The sequence below is a fragment of the Polaromonas sp. genome (assembly GCF_029945895.1).
Classification (GTDB): Bacteria; Pseudomonadota; Gammaproteobacteria; order Burkholderiales; family Burkholderiaceae_C; genus Polaromonas.
In genome coordinates, this window is sequence record NZ_JAQSDL010000122.1 from 13,603 (window position 1) to 35,532 (window position 21,930).

18 protein-coding genes are annotated in these 21,930 nt (G+C 64.4%); 10 read left to right on the forward strand and 8 right to left on the reverse strand.

Annotated elements, in window-relative coordinates:
- Window positions 1-347 precede the first annotated feature (347 nt).
- A complete protein-coding gene (fusA, locus tag PSV33_RS19470) occupies window positions 348-2,408 on the forward strand; it encodes an elongation factor G (RefSeq protein WP_300564357.1) in 2,061 nt (686 codons plus the stop codon).
- A gap of 132 nt (window positions 2,409-2,540) precedes the next feature.
- On the opposite strand, the gene PSV33_RS19475 is transcribed toward fusA, so the two are convergent.
- Window positions 2,541-3,770, reverse strand: a complete 1,230-nt coding sequence (locus PSV33_RS19475; protein WP_300564359.1) for an MFS transporter — start codon at window positions 3,768-3,770, stop codon at window positions 2,541-2,543.
- Between the two features lie 148 nt (window positions 3,771-3,918).
- Between PSV33_RS19475 and PSV33_RS19480 the strand changes: the two genes are divergently transcribed.
- The 3 genes from PSV33_RS19480 to parC all read left to right on the forward strand — a co-directional run bounded on the left by PSV33_RS19480 (window position 3,919) and on the right by parC (window position 9,346).
- The gene (locus PSV33_RS19480; protein ID WP_300564361.1) at window positions 3,919-5,889 is read left to right on the forward strand and encodes a DNA topoisomerase IV subunit B; all 1,971 of its coding nucleotides are present in this window, start codon (window positions 3,919-3,921) and stop codon (window positions 5,887-5,889) included.
- A 47-nt stretch (window positions 5,890-5,936) separates the two neighbouring features.
- A complete protein-coding gene (locus tag PSV33_RS19485; RefSeq protein ID WP_300564363.1) occupies window positions 5,937-6,824 on the forward strand; it encodes a lytic transglycosylase domain-containing protein in 888 nt (295 codons plus the stop codon).
- A 164-nt stretch (window positions 6,825-6,988) separates the two neighbouring features.
- Complete coding sequence (parC, locus tag PSV33_RS19490; RefSeq protein ID WP_300564365.1) at window positions 6,989-9,346, forward strand: DNA topoisomerase IV subunit A; 2,358 nt, start codon at window positions 6,989-6,991, stop codon at window positions 9,344-9,346.
- A gap of 218 nt (window positions 9,347-9,564) precedes the next feature.
- Here parC and egtD read toward each other — a convergent pair whose 3' ends face one another.
- Window positions 9,565-10,479, reverse strand: coding sequence for an L-histidine N(alpha)-methyltransferase (gene egtD / locus PSV33_RS19495; protein WP_300564367.1), 915 nt, complete (start codon window positions 10,477-10,479; stop codon window positions 9,565-9,567).
- Between the two features lie 292 nt (window positions 10,480-10,771).
- Here egtD and PSV33_RS19500 point away from each other — a divergent pair, with 292 nt between their 5' ends.
- The gene (locus tag PSV33_RS19500; RefSeq protein ID WP_300564369.1) at window positions 10,772-11,323 is read left to right on the forward strand and encodes a TlpA disulfide reductase family protein; all 552 of its coding nucleotides are present in this window, start codon (window positions 10,772-10,774) and stop codon (window positions 11,321-11,323) included.
- A 6-nt stretch (window positions 11,324-11,329) separates the two neighbouring features.
- On the opposite strand, the gene PSV33_RS19505 is transcribed toward PSV33_RS19500, so the two are convergent.
- Complete coding sequence (locus PSV33_RS19505; protein WP_300564371.1) at window positions 11,330-12,469, reverse strand: hypothetical protein; 1,140 nt, start codon at window positions 12,467-12,469, stop codon at window positions 11,330-11,332.
- A 242-nt stretch (window positions 12,470-12,711) separates the two neighbouring features.
- Between PSV33_RS19505 and PSV33_RS19510 the strand changes: the two genes are divergently transcribed.
- Window positions 12,712-13,815: a transglutaminase-like domain-containing protein gene (locus PSV33_RS19510; RefSeq protein ID WP_300564373.1), complete on the forward strand. Its 1,104-nt coding sequence runs from the start codon at window positions 12,712-12,714 to the stop codon at window positions 13,813-13,815.
- A gap of 123 nt (window positions 13,816-13,938) precedes the next feature.
- Here PSV33_RS19510 and PSV33_RS19515 read toward each other — a convergent pair whose 3' ends face one another.
- The 5 genes from PSV33_RS19515 to PSV33_RS19535 all read right to left on the reverse strand — a co-directional run bounded on the left by PSV33_RS19515 (window position 13,939) and on the right by PSV33_RS19535 (window position 19,001).
- Entirely contained in the window at window positions 13,939-14,844 is a 906-nt protein-coding gene (locus PSV33_RS19515) for a pseudouridine synthase (RefSeq protein WP_300564375.1), read from the reverse strand.
- A 130-nt stretch (window positions 14,845-14,974) separates the two neighbouring features.
- Window positions 14,975-15,655, reverse strand: coding sequence for a tRNA (guanosine(46)-N7)-methyltransferase TrmB (gene trmB / locus PSV33_RS19520; protein ID WP_366945612.1), 681 nt, complete (start codon window positions 15,653-15,655; stop codon window positions 14,975-14,977).
- A gap of 65 nt (window positions 15,656-15,720) precedes the next feature.
- Window positions 15,721-16,695 carry a tRNA glutamyl-Q(34) synthetase GluQRS gene (gluQRS, locus tag PSV33_RS19525; protein WP_300564379.1) on the reverse strand — a complete coding sequence of 325 codons (975 nt, stop codon included), beginning with the start codon at window positions 16,693-16,695 and terminating at the stop codon, window positions 15,721-15,723.
- 118 nt (window positions 16,696-16,813) lie between these two features.
- On the reverse strand, window positions 16,814-17,890 hold the full coding sequence (locus PSV33_RS19530; protein ID WP_300564381.1) for an FAD-dependent oxidoreductase: 1,077 nt from the start codon (window positions 17,888-17,890) through the stop codon (window positions 16,814-16,816).
- 166 nt (window positions 17,891-18,056) lie between these two features.
- Entirely contained in the window at window positions 18,057-19,001 is a 945-nt protein-coding gene (locus PSV33_RS19535; protein ID WP_300564383.1) for a LysR family transcriptional regulator, read from the reverse strand.
- Window positions 19,002-19,116: 115 nt separating this feature from the next.
- On the opposite strand from PSV33_RS19535, the gene PSV33_RS19540 reads away from it, so the two are divergent.
- The 4 genes from PSV33_RS19540 to PSV33_RS19555 all read left to right on the forward strand — a co-directional run bounded on the left by PSV33_RS19540 (window position 19,117) and on the right by PSV33_RS19555 (window position 21,930).
- Window positions 19,117-19,818 (forward strand): pirin family protein, encoded by a 702-nt coding sequence (locus tag PSV33_RS19540; protein WP_300564385.1) that lies wholly within the window; start codon window positions 19,117-19,119, stop codon window positions 19,816-19,818.
- Between the two features lie 84 nt (window positions 19,819-19,902).
- Window positions 19,903-20,313, forward strand: a complete 411-nt coding sequence (locus PSV33_RS19545) for a DoxX family protein (protein WP_300564387.1) — start codon at window positions 19,903-19,905, stop codon at window positions 20,311-20,313.
- Window positions 20,314-20,451: 138 nt separating this feature from the next.
- Window positions 20,452-21,006, forward strand: coding sequence for a flavodoxin family protein (locus tag PSV33_RS19550; RefSeq protein WP_300564389.1), 555 nt, complete (start codon window positions 20,452-20,454; stop codon window positions 21,004-21,006).
- A gap of 39 nt (window positions 21,007-21,045) precedes the next feature.
- Window positions 21,046-21,930 (forward strand): pirin family protein, encoded by an 885-nt coding sequence (locus tag PSV33_RS19555; protein WP_300564391.1) that lies wholly within the window; start codon window positions 21,046-21,048, stop codon window positions 21,928-21,930.

The following is a 21,930-nucleotide window of genomic DNA, read 5'->3' on the forward strand; positions in this document are numbered from 1 at the left end:
CCCTTACGCTGTGCACCTGATACAGGCGTCAGGCTGGGGCCTGTTCACACTATTTATGCAAGATGCGTTGCGAGTCAAAAAGATCATGCGCGAGGCGCAAAATGCAGCCGGGCTCGCGCCCGGCAAGGCTTTGCAACGCTGCGCATGGCCTTTTTGGCCGCAACCCGGAGGGAACGTGGTTAAAACAGCGCCACTCGTCGTTGCACTCCTAGCCCAGCCGCCCAGGCTGAGCGTCGTCGCGCGCCTAGATTGGCGCTGTTTTAACCACGTTCGCACTTGTATAAATAGTGTGAACAGGCCCTAATCCATCGGGCGCAGACGCCACGCCCGGCATCCAGGAGCGCGCCATGTCCTCTACCCTGCATCCGGTTCGGTCGGCCGTTCCGGCCCTGCGTACGCTGGCGCTGGTGGGCGCAGCAGCCAGCGGCAAAACCACCCTGGTCGAAGCCCTGCTGCACAAGGCGGGCGCCATTGGCGCGCCGGGCAGCGTTGAGCGCGGCACGACGGTCAGTGATTTCGATCCGCTGGAGCGCCGCGCCCAGCATTCGCTGCATTCGGCGCTGGTCCATCTGCAGCACCAGGACACGCGCATTCACATCATCGACACGCCCGGCGCCCCCGACTTTCTCGGTCAGTCGCTGCCCGCACTGGAGGCGGTGGAAACCGCGGCCCTGGTCGTCAGTGCCGCCAGCGGCCTGGAGCTCATGAGCGGCCGCATGATGGGCTGGGCCGCCAGCCGCGGCTTGTGCCGCATGGTCATCATCAACAAGATCGACGCGCTGGGCATGGACCTTCCCGGCCTGCTGACCGCCATCCAGGCCGCCTTCGGCAAGGAGTGCCTGCCGCTGAACCTGCCCGCCGGCGGGGGCACGCGGGTGGTGGACTGCTTTTTCAATCCGGCCGGAGAGTCTGATTTTTCCAGCGTGGCGCTGGCGCACCGCGCGCTGGTCGAGCAGGTGGTCGAGGTTGATCCGGCCTTTGTCGAACGTTATCTGGACGAAGGCGACGTCGACCCGCAGGAACTGCATGCGCCGCTGGAGCAGGCCTTGCGCGAGGGCCACCTGATTCCCGTGTGTTTTGTGTCGGCGCGCACCGGCGCCGGTGTGGCCGAACTGCTGGACGTGATGGTCAGGCTGCTGCCCGATCCTTCCGAGGGAAACCCGCCGAAGTTCCTGCGCGGAGAGGGGGCAGGCGCTGTCCCGGTGTTTGCCGGGCCAGACCCGGCGAAACATGTGCTGGCGCATGTCTTCAAGGTCAGCATGGACCCTTATGTCGGCAAGATGGGCATCTTCCGTGTGCATCAGGGCACGGTGACCGCGGGCAGCCAACTCTACATTGGCGACGGCAGGCGTCCCTTCAAGGTCGGACACCTGTTCCGGCTCCAGGGCAAGGACCACATGGAAATTGCCAGCGCCGGACCCGGTGAACTGTGCGCTGTGGCCAAGGTCGACGAAATCCATTTCGATGCGGTGCTGCATGACGCGGCCGAGGACGAACACATCCATCTGCAGCCGCTGGACTTCCCGGTGCCGGTGCACGGGCTGGCCATCGAACCCAGGCGCCGTGGCGACGAGCAGCGCTTGTGGGACCTGGTGCAGCGACTGGTCGATGAAGACCCCTGCCTGCGGCTGGAACATGTGGCGCAGACCCATGAAACCGTGGTTTACGGCCTCGGCGAGCTGCACCTGCGCACCCTGATCGAACGGCTGACCGAAGTCTACAAGTGCGAGGTGAACACGCGCCCGCCGCGTATTGCCTACCGCGAGACCGTCACCGCGTCGGCCCCCGGCCACCACCGCCACAAAAAGCAGAGCGGCGGCGCCGGTCAGTTCGGTGAGGTCTTCCTGCGCATCGAACCGCTGGCGCGCGGCGCCGGCATCGAGTTTGTCGACCAGGTCAAGGGTGGCACGATCCCTGGCCAGTACATGCCGGCCGTCGAAAAAGGCGTGCGCCAGGCGCTCGACGCAGGGGTGGTCGCGGGGTTTCCGGTCACTGATGTGCGGGTCGTGGTGTACGACGGCAAGCACCACAGTGTGGATAGCAAGGATATTGCCTTTACGACGGCCGGACGCAAGGCGGTGATCGAGGCTGTGCGCGTCGCCTCGCCGGTGGTGCTCGAACCCGTCGTCAACGTCGAAATCACGGCGCCGGAAGCTGCCATGGGCGACATCACCGGCGACCTGTCGGCGCGCCGCGGTCAGGTCAGCGGCACGCGCGGGCTGCAGGCCCGCACCCTGGCCGTGCTGGGCCAGGTGCCTTTATCCGAACTGGCTGCCTATCAGTCGCGGCTCAATGCGCTGACCGGCGGGCAGGGGGCTTACACGCTGGCCTTCAGCCACTACGAGGCCGTGCCGCCGGCGGTGCAGCAGCAACTGGCCGGGCAGTACCGCGTGCGCGATGAGGAATGAGGCTCAGGCTTAGAAGCAGGCCCAGAGCTGGTCGGCCAGCGTCAGCAAAAAATCGGGGCGCAAATACAGCGCAAACACGCCCAGCGTGGCCGCGATGGCGAGTAGATACAGGGCGAGCTTTCGTGCCATGTCTCAGGCGCCTTGGGGCAGGCGGCCCGCCGCCGGCCGGTGGATGGCCGCTTCGCGCACAGGCAGGTTGATCAGCGCCGCAAACACGCCCAGCGCAATCGTGATGTACCAGACGATGTCGTAACTGCCGGTGCGGTCGTAGAGCACACCGCCCAGCCAGACCCCCATGAAGGAGCCGATCTGGTGGCTGAAAAAGACAAAGCCGCTGAGCATGGACAGATGCTGGATGCCGAAAATCTGCGCCACAACGGCGTTGGTCGGGGGCACGGTGGACAGCCACAACAGGCCCATCAGGCTGGCAAAAATGTAGACGCTGGCCGGGCTCAGGGGCGCGGCGAGGAACACGGCAATGACGACCGCCCGCGCCAGATAGATAAACGCCAGGATGTTCTTTTTGGCCAGCCTCTGGCCGAGGGTGCCCGCCGCATAGGTGCCGAACACATTGAACAGGCCGATCAGTGCCAGCGCATAACTGGCCACCTGCGGCGACAGCCCTTTGTCCTTGAGGTAGCTGGGCATGTGCACGCCGATGAACACCACCTGGAAGCCGCAGACGAAGTAGCCCGCCATCAGCAGCTGGAAACTCGGGTACTTGAAGGCTTCCTTGAGCGCCTGCAGGATGGTTTGTTCACGCGGCGGCGCCTGGCCGGGGCCGAAGCGGTTCTCGCGCAGGCCAAATGCCAGCGGGGCGATCAGCAGCACTGCGGCGCCCAGCACCAGCAGCGCCTCCTTCCAGCCCAGGCCACTGATCAGGAAACCTTCGACCGGCACCATCAGGAACTGCCCGAAAGAGCCTGCCGCCGCCGCCACGCCCATGGCCCAGGAGCGTTTTTCGGCCGGAATGTTGCGCCCGATCACGCCATAGATCACGGCATACGTGGTGCCGGCCTGCGCTGCGCCTATCAACACGCCGGCCGTCAGTGTGAACAGCAGGCCGGTCGGCGACAGCGCCATGCCGACCAGTCCCAGCGCATACAGCACCGCGCCGCCCGCAATGACGCGAAAGGCACCGAAGCGGTCGGCCAGCATGCCGGCAAAAATGCCGAACACGCCCCAGGACAGGTTTTGCACGGCCAGGGCAAAGGCAAAGGTTTCGCGTGTCCAGCCCTGGGCCTGGGTGATCGGCTGCAGCCAAAGGCCGAAGCCGTGGCGTATGCCCATGGACAGGGTGACGATGGCGGCGCCGCAGATGAGCACCTGGGCCATGGAGAGATTTCGGCTTGGGGATTGCATCCGGAGAATGTACCCAATGGCGCTGCGTTCTGCTTTTGAAAATTTTGCAGGTCATTGATGAGCGCCACGCATGGGTTTCGGGAGGCATCGCGAAAAACTGTATATTTATCCAGTTATCAAATCCTCCGGGACTACAATCCATCCTCCCATGGCGACCAAACTACCCAACGACTACTCCGAAGGCTCGATCCGCGTGCTCAAGGGCCTGGAGCCCGTCAAGCAGCGGCCGGGCATGTACACGCGCACCGACAATCCGCTGCACATCATCCAGGAAGTACTGGACAACTCCGCCGACGAAGCACTGGCCGGCCACGGCAAGAAGATCAAGGTCACCCTGCACACCGACGGGTCCGTCAGCATTGAAGACGACGGCCGCGGCATTCCCTACGGCCTGCACCCCGAGGAAAAGGCGCCGGTGATCGAGCTGGTCTTCACCCGCCTGCACGCTGGCGGCAAGTTCGACAAGGGCAAGGGCGGCGCCTACAGTTTTTCCGGCGGCTTGCACGGGGTCGGCGTGAGTGTGACCAACGCCCTGTCCAGACGCCTGGAAGCCACCTCTTACCGTGACGGCATGGTGGCCAGGCTGGTGTTTGAGGCCGGCGACGTCACCCAGCCGCTGGAACTGCGCAAGGCCGGCGAAGGCGACCGCAAGTCCGGCACCACGGTGCGAGCCTGGCCGGACAGCAAGTATTTCGAAGCCTCAGCGCTACCGATGGCCGAACTCACCCACTTGCTGCGCAGCAAGGCCGTGCTGATGCCCGGCGTCACGGTGACGCTGGCGGTGGAAAAGACCAAAGAGCTGCAAAGCTGGATCTACAAGGGCGGGCTGCGCGACTACCTGATGCAGACGCTCAGTGCCGATCCGGTGATTCCGCTGTTTGAGGGTGAGGGTTTCGCCGATGCGGCGCACGACAGTTTTGCCGAGGGTGAGGGCGCCCAATGGTGCCTGGCCTTCACCGAAGACGGCCAGCCGGTGCGCGAGAGTTATGTCAACCTGATCCCGACCAGCGCCGGTGGCACGCATGAAAGCGGCCTGCGCGATGGTGTGTTTCAGGCGGTCAAGGGTTTTGTGGACCTGCATTCGCTGCTGCCCAAGGGCGTCAAGCTGCTGCCAGAGGACGTGTTTGCCCGCGCCAGTTACGTGCTCTCGGCCAAGGTGCTGGACCCGCAGTTCCAGGGGCAGATCAAGGAGCGCCTCAATTCCCGAGACGCGGTGCGGCTGGTGTCCAGCTTTGTGCGGCCGACGCTGGAGCTGTGGCTGAACCAGCATGTCGACTACGGCAAAAAACTGGCCGAGCTGGCCATCAAGGCCGCGCAAACCCGCCAGAAAGCCGGGCAGAAGGTTGAAAAACGCAAAGGCTCGGGCGTGGCCGTGCTGCCGGGCAAGCTGACCGACTGCGAAAGCCGTGACCTGGCGCACAACGAGGTTTTCCTGGTCGAAGGCGACTCCGCCGGCGGCAGCGCCAAGATGGGCCGCGACAAGGAAAGCCAGGCCATCCTGCCGCTGCGTGGCAAGGTGCTCAATACCTGGGAGGTCGAACGCGACCGTCTGTTTGCCAATACCGAGATCCACGACATCGCGGTGGCCATTGGGGTTGACCCACATGGCCCGAACGACACGCCCGATCTCAGCGGTCTGCGTTACGGAAAGATCTGCATCCTCAGCGACGCCGACGTGGACGGCTCCCACATCCAGGTGCTGCTGCTGACCTTGTTTTTCCGGCATTTCCCCCAACTTATTGCAACTGGGCACATCTTTGTGGCCCGGCCGCCGCTCTTCAGGGTGGACGCTCCGGCCCGGGGGAAAAAGCCTGCATCGAAGGCGTACGCGCTCGATGAGGGTGAGTTGACCGCCATTCTCGACAAATTGCGCAAGGAAGGCGTTCGGGAAGGGGCTTGGGCCATCAGCCGTTTCAAGGGCCTGGGTGAAATGAATGCGGAACAATTGTGGGAAACCACACTCAATCCTGATACCCGCCGCCTGTTGCCGGTGCAACTCGGCAACTTCGACTTTGCCCAGACGGAGACGCTGGTGACCAAGCTGATGGGCAAGGGCGAAGCCGCAGCGCGGCGCGAACTGATGGAACTGCACGGCGATGCCGTGGAGATCGATATTTAAAGGACTCCCATGCGGCACCTGCAGATTTGCAAGGCATGAGTTATTTCATGCATAAAAAATGGCTCCAGCCCTTGTGGCTGGTGCGCAGGCAGCTATCATTTTTGATAGCGGCTACCGTGCTGCTGCTGACCGGCACGGCAGCCCGCGCCGATGTCTGGGGTTATGTGGACGGCCAGGGCGTGGCGCATTTCTCGGCCGAGCGGCTTGACGAGCGTTACCAGCTGTTTTTCCGCGGCGGCGAGAGTTTCGATACCGGCCGCAGCGGGCGCACTTCCGCGGCCACCTACGGCAACGGCATGCCCGGCGCACCGCCCAGGCTGCTGGCCTTTTTCGACGTTTCACCCAACTACAAGGCGGTCAAACATTTGCTGCGCGAAGCGTCGGTGGCCAATGACATCGACTACGAGCTGCTGCAGGCCCTGATTGCCACCGAGTCGGGCTTCAACACCCATGCCGTGTCGCCCAAGGGCGCGGTGGGCCTGATGCAGCTGATGCCGCCCACAGCCCAGCGTTACGGCGTGCGGGCCGACAAAAATTCGCCGATCGAGAAAAAGCTGACCGACCCCAAGACCAACATCGTGGCCGGCTCGCGTTACCTGCGCTACCTGATCGACCTGTTTCCCGGCCAGCTGGAGCTGGCGGTGGCGGCCTACAACGCCGGCGAAGGGGCGGTCCAGCGCTACGGCAACAAGATTCCCAACTATCCCGAGACCAAAAATTACGTCAAGACCGTGATGCAGCTCTACAGCCACCTCAAGCCGCCGAGCATGATCGGTGAAGCGCGGCGCTCCGGCCGTGTCCGGATGGAAATGATGGGTGGCAGCAAAATCTCCTCCGGCTCGACCGCTGGCGGCGCCACCGGACGCGGCAACCAGCTGCCGACCCTGGTGGTACAAAGCCCGGTTGCACCGGAATTCCGGGTCGAGCGCGATTAGCCTGAGCCCGGTTTTCCCGCGTGGCTCGGCGGTGTTGCATCATGGCGCCCGGGCCCCGCACCGGCGGGCAGCGCCGGCACATCGGGCCATAATCCCCTGCGGCGGCCAGCCATCGGTCCCGCCACCCCCTTTTGACCGCTATCCTTTTTGCAGTTTGAACCCCGATGGACGATCTTTTTACGCCTGCCCCGCCTTCCCCTTCCGACGTCCCTGACCAGGAATCGCTGGCCGCCTATGCCCAGCGTGCCTACCTCGAATACGCGCTCAGCGTGGTCAAGGGTCGGGCTTTGCCCGATGTCTGCGACGGCCAGAAGCCGGTGCAGCGGCGCATCATGTTTGCCATGGCACGCATGGGGCTGGGTTTTTCCGGCGCCGGCGGCGCCAAGCCGGTCAAAAGCGCACGCGTGGTCGGTGACGTACTCGGCAAATACCATCCACACGGCGACCAGGCGGCCTATGACGCGATGGTGCGCATGGCGCAGGACTTCAGCCAGCGTTACCCGTTGATCGACGGCCAGGGCAACTTCGGCAGCCGTGACGGCGACGGCGCGGCTGCCATGCGTTACACCGAGGCGCGGCTGGCAAAAATCACCACGCTACTGCTGGACGAACTCGACGAAGGCACGGTCGATTTCGTGCCGAATTACGACGGCTCGTTCGAGGAGCCAAAGCAGTTGCCGGCGCGCCTGCCTTTCACCCTGCTCAACGGCGCCAGCGGCATTGCCGTGGGCCTGGCCACCGAAATTCCCAGCCACAACCTGCGCGAGATCGCCGACGCCTGCATCGCGCTGATCAAGTCCCCCAAGCTTTCAGACGACGAGCTGTACACGCTGATCGCCGGGCCCGACTACCCGGGCGGCGGCCAGATCATTTCGACGGCGGCCGATATTGCGGCGGCCTACAGCACGGGCCGCGGCTCGCTCAAGGTGCGCGCCCGCTGGAAGATTGAAGACCTGGCGCGCGGCCAGTGGCAACTGGTGGTGCAGGAGCTGCCGCCCGGCGTCAGCACTCAGCGTGTGCTGGAAGAAATCGAAGAGATCACCAACCCGAAAATCAAGGCCGGCAAGAAGGCCCTGAGCCTGGACCAGGTCCAGCTCAAGCAGACGGTGCTGGCCGTGCTCGACGTGGTGCGCGACGAGTCGAGCAAGGACGCGGCCGTGCGCCTGGTGTTCGAACCCAAGACCAGCCGCATCGAGCAGTCCGAGCTGATCACGACCTTGCTGGCGCACACCAGCCTGGAAAGCTCGGCCAGCATCAACCTGACCATGATCGGGCTGGACGGCCGGCCGACGCAGAAGACGTTGCGGCAAATGCTGCAGGAGTGGATCTCCTTTCGCCAGACCACGATAGAGCGGCGTTCGCAGCACCGCCTGAACAAGGTGCTGGACCGCATCCACATCCTCGAGGGCCGGCAGCTGGTGCTGCTCAACATCGACGAGGTGATCGCCATCATCCGCCAGTCTGACGAGCCCAAGGCGGCGCTGATCGCCCGTTTCCGGCTCAGCGACCGGCAGGCCGAAGACATTCTTGAAATCCGGCTGCGCCAACTGGCGCGGCTCGAGGCCATCAAGATCGAGCAGGAGCTCAAGAACCTGCGTGAAGAGCAGGGCAAACTCGAGGAAATCCTCGGCAACCCGGTCGCCTTGCGCCGCCTGATGATCAAGGAAATCGAGGCGGACGCGAAGCAGTTTGCCGATCCGCGCCGTACCCTGATCCAGGCCGAGAAAAAAGCCGTGCTCGAAGTCAAGGTGCTCGACGAGCCGGTCACCGTGGTCGTCAGTGCCAAGGGCTGGGTGCGCGCGCGCAGCGGCCACGGCCACGATGCGGCCAGTTTTGCCTTCAAGTCGGGTGACGGCCTGTACGGCACGTTTGAATGCCGCACCGTCGATACGCTGCTGGTGTTCGGCACGGCGACCAAAGGCACGGGCCGGGTCTATTCGATCCCGGTCGCCATGTTGCCCGGCGCCCGTGGCGATGGGCAGCCGGTGACCACGCTGATCGATCTGGAGACTGGCACCCACCCGGCGCATTATTTCGCCGGGCCTGCGGGCGCCACCTTGCTGCTCAGCGGCAGCGGTGGCTATGGTTTCCTGGCCACGGTGGAAAACATGACATCGCGCCTGAAGGCCGGAAAGGCCTTCATCAGCTGCGCTGAAGGCGAGGCGATCTGCAAACCCTCGCATGTTGCGGGCAACAGCGGCTCTTCGCCCCTGAACCCGGCCACCCACGTGGCCTGCGCCTCCACCGGCGGGCGCATCCTGACCTTCGAGATCAGCGAACTCAAGACCCAGGCCGCCGGTGGCCGCGGCCTGATGCTGATCGACCTTGATGCCAAGGACACCCTGGCCGGCGCGGCGGCGTATACGCGCAGCGTGAAGATCGACGGCATTGGCCGCGGTGGCAAGGAGCGCGAGGAAACGCTGGAGATCCGCAGCCTGAACAATGCCAGGGCCGCTCGCGGGCGCAAGGGCAAGGCGGCGGATCTGGGCTTCAAGCCGGCGGCGATTTCCCGGGTCGAGTAGGGCGATCTATTTGCTATCTTGTTGATAGCTGATGACGCCCGTGGAATAAGGGCTGCGACCGATTTTCTTGTATTTTTTGATCGAACCGCAACGACGAACGGGAAACGACCGTTCGTGCCAGCCCTGTCCATGCCGTCTTTGCTTTCAGCACATGCTGGCAGATCCTTGCCGGACGAATCAAGGACAATTTCGACCGAAGCCCTCGCGCGGGACAGCGGCTAGGCCGCCGCCCAAAACACCGCGAACCAGTCCTTCGGATCGGTCCAGTAACTGATTTGCTTGAAACCAGCCCGCCGCAGCAGGGCCGACATGGACGCCACCGTGTACTTGCAGGAGCTTTCCGTGTGAATGCGTTCACCGCCGCGGAAACGACGTTCGCCACCAGGCCAGCGCACAGTCAGGTTGTGCAGCGCCTGCAGATGCATCTCGATGCGGGATTCTGCTTCATTGAAAAGCGCAATGTGGCGCCATTGGTGAACGTCAAAGTCTGATCCCAGCAAGGTATTGACATGGCGCAACACGTTTTTGTTGAACGCCGCGGTGACCCCGAGCGAATCGTCGTAGGCGGCCTCGAGCGTGGCCTTGTCCTTGACCAGGTCGATGCCGAGCAGCAGGCCACGCGCGGCGCCTTGTGCCGGATCGGCGAGGCGTTGCAAAAACGCCTGCGCCTCGGCGGGTGAAAAATTTCCCAGGCTCGAGCCCGGGTAGAAAAATACCCGGTTGTCCCGCTGCACTTGCGGCGGCAGCGCCAGCCCGGCAGAAAAGTCCATGCCCACCCCGACGATGTCCAGCGCAGGAAAGGTGCTTTGTACCTGCTCAGCGGCCTCGCGCAGGAAGTCCACCGAAATATCGACGGGCACATATTGCCGCGGTTGCAGGTGCGGGATCAGGCGTGTAGCCTTGGCACAGCTTCCGGCACCCAGGTCAATCAGGCAGGGGTGCCCGATGCCGGCTCCCGCCAGGGTGGCCGCAAAGTCGCCGGAGGCTGCGTCGAAAATGCCGGCTTCGGTGCGTGTCGGGTAGTACTCGTCGAGCCGGGTGATGGCCTCAAACAGCTGCGACCCCAGCGTGTCGTAAAAATATTTGGGTGCCACTGTGGCCGACACGGCATTCAGTCCTTCAGCAAGCTCCACTGCTGCAGGCTCCACTGCTGCGGCAGGCGACCGGCCGGGTGCAGTCTGCTGATATTGGTCGATGAACTGCGGTGATGCAGGCGCGAGGGCCAGCTTTGGGTGTTTGAGGGGGAGGTTCAAAATCGGTGCAGCCGGTGGGCCTGTGTTGGTTATCGGAATTTACCGCAGCTCCGGGGCTGCCGTTGTAGGACTGTTTCGCCTTGCGTGAAATAGCACCAGCGGCGTCGAGTTTCTGGCGTGTTGTCCCCCGCCGTGCCTGGTTACTGCCGACCTGTTAATCTTGGTCGCGTCCATGCCTTCTTTATTACACACCCAAGCGCCCCGGCGCCAGTTCCTGCAATTCGCCGCACTGGCGGGCCTGGCCACGCTGGCCGCTCGCCCTGCCGGGGCTGCAACCGAGCCCGCCTATGACCTCTCCCCCTGGCAGGGCGCTGTGCCACCACTGCAAGCGGTGGACACCCAGGGCAAGACGTGGCGCCTGTCCGACCTTCGGGGCCGCGTCGTGCTGCTCAATTTCTGGGCCAGCTGGTGCGAACCCTGTCGCGCGGAAATGCCAACGCTGCAGCAAATCGCTGACTTCTACGGACCCGACAAGTTGCTGGTACTGGCGATCAATTTCAAGGAACACCCGACACGCGCCATTCAGTTCGCAGCCAGGACCGGGCTGAGCTTGCCCGTCTTGCTGGACCCCCAGGGCCAGACGGCACGAGCCTGGGGCGTCAAGGTGTTTCCCACCACGGTGCTGGTGGACCGGCAGGGCCTGCCGCGCCAGCGCGTGCAAGGCGAGCTCGACTGGACCGGCGCTGCCGCTGCCCAGTGGATTGAGGCCCTGCTTAAAAGCTGAGCCGCTTCATTCCAGAGGCAGGACGAGGTCCGACGTACCCGGGCAGACCCAGCGCGCAAACTCGCGTGTGGTGTCGAGGCAGCCGCCGTCGTGGTACACGCCGCGCGGTTCGCGATAACGCTGCATCAGGGCCAGAATGTGTGCAAGCCCGGACGCATCCTGTTGTGCTGCCGCCACCAGTGTGGCCACTTTGGCTTCGTCGACACGTTCATGGCCTTCCGCGTCGCGGTACAGCGCATTGCGCCACTGGTAAATCTCCAGGCATTTGTCGGCGAGCGTGTAGGGCTGCTGGCGTTTCCAGAAGTTGCTGAACAGGCCGCCGCCGAGGTAGATCACCCAGGAGCCCTCGTAGCCGGACGCCTCGGCCGAGGCTTCGTCGGGATTGCGGAACCAGGTCCTGTCGCCCGGCACAAAATAATGCGGGGGCAGGGGTGCCTGCATCGAACCCTGTTCGCGCAGGAAAACATCATGAAACTGGCCCGACATGATGGGCCGGGCGCCCCACAGCGCCTGCAGCTGCGCATACAGGGCCGGGTTGCAATGCGCCAGTTCTTCGGCAATGCCCAGCAACATCACGTATTCGGTGGCGCGGTAACAGGAAAACGAATAGAGCGCGCCCGAGACCTCGGGCTGGGTCGCCTTGGCCAGGGCGGTAAGCAGCGACACGCCGGGCCGGATGACGAAGCCGATGTCCTCCTTGTAGGTCCAGCAGTCCTGCGGCCGTTCGGCCTGGCTGGTGTGAAAGGACAGGCTGGTCTTGCGGGCCGCACGCACGATGTTGTGGCGAATACGGACGGCGGACGCCAGTTCATCCAAGCTGGGGAATTCAAAGGCCACCGGCCCCATCAGCATGGCTGCAACGATCTCGCGTGTCAGGTCAGCCGGTTTGTCCCCGGTATCGAGCTGCAGCCTGCGGTCCAGCCCGAGGGTGTCGTAGCCGGGTGCCCAGGCATCGACCTGTTCCGCATTCAGACTGATCCGGATGAAGTGGCCCGCGTCATCCTCACCTTCCGTGCTGAGCACGCAGTGAGCCAGGTCCTGCGCGTCCAGCCGCGTCAGCACTGCCGCCAGCGTCTGCCCCTGGTCGGCGGGCGCGCGAATCATGATGCCTTGCGGCCCCGCTGGTGGTGTGCCCGATTTGCCCATGCCATCGTCTCCGGCTTTTTGTGTTTCGTTATCGTGGGAGCCCGCAACTTTGGTGGCGCGCCAGACGCCTTGAGGTTGCCCGGGAAATATAACCGAGTCATTTCCACCGCCGGGACCGACAGGAGGAAAGCCGCCATAATTGCGTCTCGGCGCACCCCTTCTGCCTTGCGCCGCACGGACATCCCGGTGCACCTTCTCATGCCCGTTCACGTCTGCCCAACCACCTACCGGAGTTCTTTTTGATGACCACCGTACGCCGTACCTTCCTGAAAAATACCGCTGCAGCTGCCATGGCGGCTGCATTGCCTGCGCTCAGCTTCGCCCAAGCCGCGCCCCGCCGCCTCTTTGCGCCCCAGAGTGGCGCCTGGCGAACCTTTGACGTGACGACGCGCGTCGACATCGTCAAGCCCCAGGGCGTGACCAGGGTATGGCTGCCGATTCCATCGGTCAACAGCGACTATCAGCGTTCGCAGGGCAACAGCTTTTCGAGCAACGGCAAAACCGATCTGACCGACGACGGTGTGGATGGCGCCAAGATGCTTTATGCCGAATTCGACGCGGGCCAGAGCCAGCCTTTTGTCGAGCTGACGAGCCGCGTGCAAACCCAGGGCCGTGCCGTCGACTGGTCGCACAAAACCGCGGTGCGTGAAGATGCGGACACGCTGCGCTACTTCACCCGCCCGACGAAATTCCTGCCTACCGACGGCATCGTGCGCACGACGGCGCAAAAGGCCATCGCCGGCGCAAAAACCGACGTCGAAAAAACGCAGAAGCTGTACGACTGGATCGTGGCCAACACCTACCGCGACCCCAAGGTGCGCGGCTGCGGTGAGGGCGACATCAAGACCATGCTGGAAACCGGCAACCTGGGCGGCAAGTGCGCCGACCTGAATGCGCTGTTTGTCGGCCTGTGCCGCTCGGTGGGCATTCCGGCGCGCGACGTGTACGGCATCCGCCTGGTGCCTTCAGCCTTTGGCTACAAGGAGCTCAGCGGCAACCCCGTCAGCCTCAAGGGCTCGCAGCACTGCCGCTCGGAAGTGTTCCTCAAGGGTTACGGCTGGGTAGCGATGGACCCGGCTGACGTGGCCAAGGTGATGCGCCTGGAAACGGCCGACTGGATCAAGAACACCACCGATCCGGTGGTGGCCCCGGTCAACAAGGCGCTGTTTGGCGGCTGGGAAGGCAACTGGATGGCCTACAACACCGCCCACGACATTGCCTTGCCGAATTCGAAACTCGAGAAGCTGGGCTTTTTCATGTACCCGGTGGGTGAAAACGCTGGCGGGCGTTTCGACTCCTACGCGCCGGACGACTTCAAGTACCAGATCACCGCGAAAGAGGTTTGAGCCCCCACGCTTGTCAATGCGTGTACTGCGCTGCCCCCCTCGAGGGGGCCGCTGCGCCTGCGGCCCGGCAGAGCCGGTTCCGGGGCCCCTGCTTGACTGAACACCCCCGGGAAAGGGCGGCGCTCAGGGGAGATCCAGCCGCCGCTTGCTGCTGAACTGCCGTCGCTGGCCGGTGAAGGGATCGTCGAAGCTGATGGCCTGCGCCAGCAGCTGCAAGGGGTAGCGGTAGTCGTCCTTGGGCGTCGGGTCCAGTGGCGGGTAGACGCGATCATTGACGATGGGCAGGCCCAGTGCATACATGTGCACACGCAGCTGGTGCTTCTTGCCGGTGACGGGGCTCAGGCCGTAACGTGCCAGCGACCCGCTGACTTCGAGCAACTCGATGCGGGTTTCGCTGTTCGCTACGCCGACCACTTCGGCCTGGCGGAAAAAGGGCTGGCCTTCCACGATGCGGCTGGTACAGACACGCGGAAACGTCAGCTCGGGGTGCCATGGCGCGATGGCTTCATACCATTTGCTGACCTCGCGTTGGCGGAACAGGTCCTGGTAGGCAGCGCGCTCCTGCGCTTGCACTGAAAACAGCACCAGCCCCGCCGTTTCGCGGTCAATCCTGTGGATGGGACTGAGTTCCGCGATGCCCAGCCGGTTTTTCAGGCGCACCAGCAGGGTTTCCTGCAGGTAGTGGCCGGAGGGTGTGACCGGCAAAAAGTGCGGCTTGTCGACCACGACCAGATGGTCGTCCTGGAACAGCAGGTCTTCGTCAAAGGGAATGCGGGTCTCCGCTGGCAGGGTGCGGTAGTAATACAGCCGCATGTGGCCGCGGTAGGCGCGCGCCGGCGTGACGGCCTCGCCAAACTCATCGACAAGCTCACCCGCGGCCATGCGTTCGAGCCACGTTGTACGCGCGATGTCGGGAAAACGCTGGACCAGAAACTCGGTGATGGTGGGCCAGTTGCCGGCAGGCAGGCTGACACAACTCGGGCCAACCCCTTCGCGCGTAGGCAGGCCGCCGAATTTATTAGCCCCCACGCTTGTCGCTTCGCGTACTGCGCTTCCCCCCGAGGGGGCGTTGCGCCTGCGGACTGGCAAAGCCAGATCCGCCGCCCCTGCTGGCAAAGAGAGAGCCTCGGCGGCCGTACGGGCCTGGGCTTCTGCAGTTTTAAGGGGCTTGGACACGCGTGAACACCACGTCCCAGACCCCATGCCCGAGCTTGATGCCGCGGTTTTCGAACTTGGTGAGTGGCCGGTAGTCGGGCTTGGCGGCATAACCGTCGGCACTGTCCGCCGTGTTTTTCAGCATAGGCTCTGCCTTGAGGACGTCAAGAATCTGCTCGGCGTAAGGCTGCCAGTCGGTGGCGCAGTGCAGGTAGCCGCCGGGCTTGAGGCGCGCCGCGAGTTTGGACACCAGCGGCGCCTGGATCAAGCGGCGCTTGTTGTGTTTTTTCTTGTGCCAGGGATCGGGAAAAAAAATGTGCGCGCCGTCCAGGCTGCCGGGCAGCAGCATGTGGTCCAGCACCTGCACCGCATCGTGTTGCAGGATGCGGATGTTTTCCAGCTGCTGTTCGCCAATGCGTTTGAGCAAGGCGCCGACGCCGGGCGTGTGCACTTCGCAGCATAGAAAGTTTTTTTCGGGCATCAACGCCGCAATATGCGCCGTGGCTTCACCCATGCCGAAGCCGATCTCCAGGACGCTGGGCGCGACACGTCCGAACGCAGCCTGGACGTCCAGCGGCGCCTCCGAATAGGGCAATAGAAACTTTGGCCCCGCGTCTGCAAAAGCCCTGGCCTGGCCGGCCGTGGTGCGGCCGGTGCGCAGGACAAAGCTGCGGATGGTGCGCATCCGGCTGGCGTCTGGTGAAGCGTCTTCTGGCGGAGCGGGCGGAAGTGGGGTGGTGGGGGATTCAATCACCGCTCAATTTTAGTCGCCCGGCCCCAGAGGGCTACCGCCTGCTGCAGCCAGTCAGCGGGCGTGCGCGCAGACAGGCCTGCGGGAAGACCGAGTACCTGCCCGGCCTCATCCAGTGCCTGCAGCGGTTGGGTGAGGTCCAGTGCGCTGGCACCGTTCTGTTTGGACAGCTTTTCGCCGTTGGCTCCGAGCACCAGCGGCGTATGCAGGTAACGCGGCAGTGGCAAGCCCAGTGCGCGCTGCAGCATGATTTGCCGCGCCGTGTTGTCGGCCAGGTCTTCCCCGCGAACGATGTCGGTGATGCCCTGCGCGGCGTCGTCCACCACCACCGCCAGCTGGTAGGCCCACAGGCCGTCGGCGCGCCTGAGCACGAAGTCGCCAACCACCTGCGCGACGTCCTGCTGCTGCGCGCCGAGCCGGCGGTCCTGCCAGTGGACAAGCTGGTCTGCTACCGAATCAGGAGCTGCTTGCGCCCACGTAGCAAGGGCTGGCGGCCGATTGGGCTTGATAGTTTCAGTGAGGAAGCGCCACGCGCGTGCGGGACGACCCTGCAGGCCGTGGCGGCAGGTGCCGGGGTACACCAGCTCGCCGTGGCGCGGCCGCGCCTGTCCACGTTCGGCCAGCGCCCGCTCAATGTCCTGCCGTGTGCAGGCGCAGGGGTAGGCGAGGTGGGCGGCAATCAGTGGGTCCAGTGCGGCCTGGTAGTGGCTGCCTCGCTGTGACTGGTACAGCGGCGGCGCATCCGGGTGCAGCCCGCAGGCGGCCAGCTGCTGCAGGATCAGCGTGTCGGTGCCGGGCACGCAGCGCGGCGTGTCAATGTCTTCGATACGCACCAGCCACTGGCCGCCATGCGCCCGTGCGTCCAGCCAGCTCGCCAGCGCGGCGACCAGGGAGCCGGCGTGTAGCGGTCCCGTCGGAGAAGGGGCAAATCGACCGATATAGCGAGCGGGAAGACCACTGACCAAAGTTTGCATGTGCTTGTCCCTTCAAGCAGGGGCCGCGGAACCGGCTCCGCCGGGCCGCAGGTGCAGCGGGCCTTTCGGGGTGCAGAGAGTTACACGCAGAGAACGAACGTGGGGCTATTTTTTGGGGCTAACAAATGGCCAGCGCCATTTCCAGACCGGAGACAAACGCATCTTCAACCCGATGACCGACGCACCAGTCGCCGCAACTGCCGATGCGCGATTTGGCATCCCACAGATGGCTCTGGCCCAGCGGTTCGGTGGTTTGCGCATAACGCCAGCGGTGCACCACGGCGTGCGGCGGCTCGGCGCGGATGCCGGTGACCTCGGTGAAGGCCCTGAGCAGCTTGGCCTTGATGCGCTCGTCGTCGTCTTCCAGGTGCCGCGTGGACCACTCCGGGCTGGCCTGCACGGTCCAGCGTTCGATGGGGCTGCGCCCCGGCTTGGACGATTCGCGCGCCAGCCAGGCAATGCGGTGGTGGGTGCTGCGCGCCGCGTTCCACTGCGGCCCCAGGTGCGGCAGTGTCGGCTGCTGCCCTTGCGGAAAAGCCAGCATCAGGGTCCAGCAGGGGGCGATGGCCACACCGGCGAGGGGCGGCATCAGCGCCTTGCCTTGCTGGGAGCTGAGCAGCAAGGCGTGCGCCTGCGGCGCGGGCACAGCCAGCACCACGGCGTCAAAGCCGGAATACACCTGGCTGCCGGCGCCCGGGCCTTCGGTCTGCAGCTGCCAGCGCTCGGGGTGCAGCTTGTCGCGTTCCATCCGGATGACCTGGGTTTCCAGCGTCAGCAAGCCAGCGGCAGCCAGCGGCTGGGCCCACTGCTTGAGCAGCGCGCTCATGCCCGGTGTCGCCACCCAGTGGGCTTCCTTGGGTGGCGGCGCGGACGCCACGACACGGCCGGCCTCGTCGAGGATGCGCACGGTGTTGGCGCTCCAGGGCCGCACCAGGCCGGGGCTGGTGGTCAGCGCCTTTTCGAAGCGTGCATCACGCACGGTGAAGTACTGCGTGCCGTGGTCAAAGCCGCCAAATTCAGTGTTGCGCGTGGCCATGCGGCCGCCGGGGCCGCGGCTTTTTTCAAACACCGTGACGCGGTTGCCCGCCTGCATCAGGGTGCGGGCGCAGGCGATGCCGGCCATGCCCGCGCCGACCACGGCGATATGGCGTGGCACAGGCGTGGCGGGGGGGGCGGAACGGGGCTTTTTGGTCATGTCTTTGTACTTTTTATGGCGGGGTGAAAGGGGTGGTTGGCCGGCTCGCCCCGGAGGCGGGCTTTCCCGGATTCTGGCAGCACAGCACAAACATCAATGGAAATCATGATCACACTCTACACGCTGGCGCGACCGGCCGACCGGACATTTGCCGCGAGGCAGGGTTTTACACAGCATGGTCGCGCTCCAGAAGGGCCTTTCGCGTCGCGGGACTGTCCAGCTGCTTGAGCCACCACTGCAGTGCGCGGCCCTCGTTGCCGCTGGTCACGCGGCGCCAGGCATAACTGACGGGAATCAGGCGTTCCGCCCGCTGTACGCGCTTTTCAACCAGCCTGCCGGTGACGATGTGGGGCCGTGCCAGGTACTCGGGCAGAAAGCCTCCCCCCAGGCCACGCAACTGCGCATCGAGTTTTTCCTGCATGCCCGGTACGGTGAAGATGTCCTGGCCGCCCAGCAACCCGACCGAGATACCGCTTCCGCGCTGCACCGAGTCGGCGACCGCGACCGCCCGGTAAGGCATCAGCATGGCATCGGTGACGGGTTCGGGCGCCTGCGCCAGCGGATGGTGGGGCGCGACGGCGTAAATGAAATGGATGCTGCCCAGCGGCTTGCTCTGCACTGACTTGTGCAGGCCGGGCTCGATGGCCACGCCAATGGCCAGATCGGCCTGGCCCGAGGTGAGGGCTTCGAGCGTGCCCGACAGGGCTTCTTCCCGCAGCCGCAGGCGGGTGGGCGGGTTCAGCGCAAAAAAGGCCTCGCACAACTCCATCACCGTGGTGCGCGAAATCACGCTGTCCACCGCCAGGGTCAACTGGGGCTCCCACCCGGTGGCCACGCGTTTGACGCGGTTGGCCACCGCGTCGAGTTCAGCCAGCAGGCGCGTGCCTTCGCGCAGCAGCTCCTTGCCCGCCTCGGTCAGTCTGGCCTGCCGCGAGGAGCGGTCAAACAGCAGCACATCCAGCGCATCTTCCACCTGGCGAATGCGGTAGGTCAGTGCGCTGGGCACCACGCCGAGCTCGCGTGCGGCCGCCGCCATGCTGCCGGTGCGGTGCACAGTGCCGATCAGGCCTATGGTTTCGGGTGTCAGCGCATCGCGCACACGGTTGTTCATTGATGGGGTGGTAGTTCAAATAATTTGAATGATGCCATCAAATAACTGCAATGGCCACCGACGCGCCGGCCCCTACATTGGAGTCATTGCAAACGCACCCTGAAAGGAGCACCCGATGATGACCCCCCGATCTTCCAGCGAACGCGGCTATGCCGACCACGGCTGGCTCAAGTCCTTCCATTCCTTTTCGTTTGCCGGCTATTACGACCCGGCCCACATGGGTTTTGGCAACCTGCGTGTCATCAATGAAGACCGCATTGCCGCCGGACGGGGTTTCGGCACACACGGCCACCGGGACATGGAAATCATCAGTTATGTGCTGAGCGGCGAACTGGCGCACAAGGACAGCATGGGCAACGTCAAGGGCATCCCGCCCGGTGACGTTCAGCGCATGAGTGCGGGCACCGGGGTGCAGCACAGCGAGTTCAATCACGCCGATGGCCAGACCACGCATTTCCTGCAGATATGGATTGAGCCCAATGTCACAGGCATCCCGCCCAGCTACGAGCAGAAAAGCTTTCCCGACAGCGACAAGCGCGGCACGCTGCGGCTGGTGGCCTCGGCCGACGGCGCGCAGGGCTCCGTGAAGATTCATGCGGACGCCAGCATGTATGCGGGCCTGTTCGACGGCGACGAAGCGGCCGACCTGGCGCTGAACCCGCAACGCAACACCTATGTGCACCTGGTGCGCGGGGAACTCCAGGTCAATGGCCTGCCTCTGAAGGCAGGGGATGCCCTCCAGCTTGAAGCCGAGAGCCAGCTGCAGTTGGGCCATGGCAAGGCCGCAGAGGTACTGGTTTTCGACCTGGCAGCCTGAACGCGGAAGCGGCCCGGCGCCTGCGCGGCCGGGCGCTTCGATTCGATTTTTTCTTTCACCACTCTCAACAAAAAAGGACTCCCCATGCTCAACTCACTGCAAAACCCGCTTTCTTTCCTTGGTCGCCTACTGATCGCCCTGCTGTTTGTTCCGGCCGGCTTCAGCAAGATCGCCGGATTCACTGGAACGGCAGGCTACATCGCTTCCAAGGGCGTGCCTCTGCCGGAAGTGGCCGCGGCGATCGCCATCGCGGTCGAGCTCGGTCTGGGCCTGCTGCTGCTGATCGGCTTGCAGACCCGCTGGGCGGCGCTCGGTATTGCCCTGTTCACCGTGGTGATCACCTTCATCTTTCACGCCTTCTGGTCCGTGCCTGCGGAGCAGGTCATGATGCAGCAACAGGCCTTCTTCAAGAACATCGCCGTGGTCGGTGGCCTGCTGACCATCGCCGCCTGGGGTGCCGGTGCCTGGAGCGTGGACGCCAAGCTCAAGAGCTGATAGCGGCACGCCGCGAGGTGCCTGCAGGCCGGCTTCAGGGCCGGCCTGCCTGTTTCCTTCTTCTTCTTCTTCTTCTTCTTCTTCTTCTTCTTCCGGTCTTCCGGCTTTTTCCTCTTCTGAATCCAAGGACAACAAATCATGACCAACATCGTCGTTGTTTACCATTCCGGTTACGGGCATACCCAGCGCATGGCGCAGGCGGTGGCGGAAGGCGCGAGCGCCGAGCTGCTGGCCATCGACGCCGACGGCAACCTTCCCGAGGGCGGCTGGGAGCAACTGAAGGCTGCCGACGCCATCATCTTCGGTTCGCCCACCTACATGGGCAATGTGAGCTGGCAGTTCAAGAAGTTTGCCGACGCATCCTCCAAACCCTGGTTCAGCCAGGAATGGAAAGACAAGCTGGCCGCCGGTTTCACCAACAGCGCCGGCATGAACGGCGACAAGCAGGGCACGCTCACCACGCTGTTCACGCTCGCGATGCAGCATGGCATGGTCTGGGTCAGCCAGGGCCTGATGCCGTCCAACAGCAAGGCCGCCCGGCGCGACGACATCAACTACCTGGTGTCCTACAGCGGTGCGATTGCGCAGTCGCCTTCCGACGCAGGCGCCAGCGAGATGGCCGCGGGCGACCTTGCCACGGCGCGGTTGTTCGGCCAGCGCGTGGCCGATGTGGCCGGAAAATTCCACGCCTGACCTCACCCACCGACTGGATCACGCTCTGGAGTTGCCACCATGCCTGTTGACCTCATATTGACCGGACACGACAAGGACCTCGGGGGCGGCTTTCGTGTGCGCCGCCTGCTGCCAGCGGTGCAGCGGCAGGCGGTGGGCCCCTTCGTGTTTTTTGACCATTTCGGACCGGTCACGCTCGCCCCGGGAGCTTCGCACGACGTGCGCCCGCACCCGCACATCGGGCTGGCGACGGTAAGCTATTTGTTTGACGGCGCCATCATGCACCGCGACAGCCTGGGTTTCGAGCAGCGCATCACGCCCGGCGCCATCAACTGGATGACGGCGGGGCGGGGTATCGTGCATTCCGAACGCGCGCCTCTGGACCTGAAATCCACCACCTACGTCAACCATGGCATCCAGCTCTGGGCCGCGCTGCCGCGGGAATTTGAAGAGGTGGCGCCCGATTTTGAACACACACCGGCCGAGGCGATCCCGTCACTGGTGCTCGCCGGCACCGGGGTGCGTGTCCTGATCGGTGAGGCTTTTGGCCGGAAATCGCCGGTCAGAACCTTTGCGCCCACGCTGTACCTTGATGTTCAACTTGAGGCTGGTCAGGCGTTCGAACTGCAGCCGCTGGCGCAGGAACTGGCGGTGTACGCGGTGGACGGCGACATCACGATCGACGCGCAGCGCTTGCCGGCCCACGGGCTGGCGGTCCTGGCGCCGGGCGTCGCAGTGACTTTGCTGGCCGGCCAGGCCACGCGGCTGATGGTGATAGGCGGCGATGCGCTCGATGGCCATCGCTTCATGTGGTGGAACTTTGTGTCCAGCCGCAAGGAGCGCATTGTGCAGGCCTCGCGCGACTGGGAGGCACAGACCATGGGCCAGGTGTCGGGCGATGCAGAGCTGATTGCCCTGCCCGAGCGCCGCTTTGCCGAAAACTGA

Excerpts from the sequence above, each read along its gene's own strand:
- PSV33_RS19540 (WP_300564385.1), top strand. The coding sequence starts at position 19,117 with ATGATGACCCCCCGATCTTCCAGCGAACGCGGCTATGCCGACCACGGC.
- parC (WP_300564365.1), top strand. The coding sequence starts at position 6,989 with ATGGACGATCTTTTTACGCCTGCCCCGCCTTCCCCTTCCGACGTCCCT.
- PSV33_RS19550 (WP_300564389.1), top strand. The coding sequence starts at position 20,452 with ATGACCAACATCGTCGTTGTTTACCATTCCGGTTACGGGCATACCCAG.
- PSV33_RS19535 (WP_300564383.1), bottom strand. The coding sequence starts at position 19,001 with ATGAACAACCGTGTGCGCGATGCGCTGACACCCGAAACCATAGGCCTG.
- trmB (WP_366945612.1), bottom strand. The coding sequence starts at position 15,655 with ATGCGCACCATCCGCAGCTTTGTCCTGCGCACCGGCCGCACCACGGCC.
- PSV33_RS19485 (WP_300564363.1), top strand. The coding sequence starts at position 5,937 with ATGCATAAAAAATGGCTCCAGCCCTTGTGGCTGGTGCGCAGGCAGCTA.
- fusA (WP_300564357.1), top strand. The coding sequence starts at position 348 with ATGTCCTCTACCCTGCATCCGGTTCGGTCGGCCGTTCCGGCCCTGCGT.
- PSV33_RS19505 (WP_300564371.1), bottom strand. The coding sequence starts at position 12,469 with ATGGGCAAATCGGGCACACCACCAGCGGGGCCGCAAGGCATCATGATT.
- PSV33_RS19480 (WP_300564361.1), top strand. The coding sequence starts at position 3,919 with ATGGCGACCAAACTACCCAACGACTACTCCGAAGGCTCGATCCGCGTG.
- PSV33_RS19555 (WP_300564391.1), top strand. The coding sequence starts at position 21,046 with ATGCCTGTTGACCTCATATTGACCGGACACGACAAGGACCTCGGGGGC.
- gluQRS (WP_300564379.1), bottom strand. The coding sequence starts at position 16,695 with ATGCAAACTTTGGTCAGTGGTCTTCCCGCTCGCTATATCGGTCGATTT.
- PSV33_RS19510 (WP_300564373.1), top strand. The coding sequence starts at position 12,712 with ATGACCACCGTACGCCGTACCTTCCTGAAAAATACCGCTGCAGCTGCC.
- PSV33_RS19475 (WP_300564359.1), bottom strand. The coding sequence starts at position 3,770 with ATGCAATCCCCAAGCCGAAATCTCTCCATGGCCCAGGTGCTCATCTGC.
- PSV33_RS19545 (WP_300564387.1), top strand. The coding sequence starts at position 19,903 with ATGCTCAACTCACTGCAAAACCCGCTTTCTTTCCTTGGTCGCCTACTG.
- PSV33_RS19530 (WP_300564381.1), bottom strand. The coding sequence starts at position 17,890 with ATGACCAAAAAGCCCCGTTCCGCCCCCCCCGCCACGCCTGTGCCACGC.
- PSV33_RS19500 (WP_300564369.1), top strand. The coding sequence starts at position 10,772 with ATGCCTTCTTTATTACACACCCAAGCGCCCCGGCGCCAGTTCCTGCAA.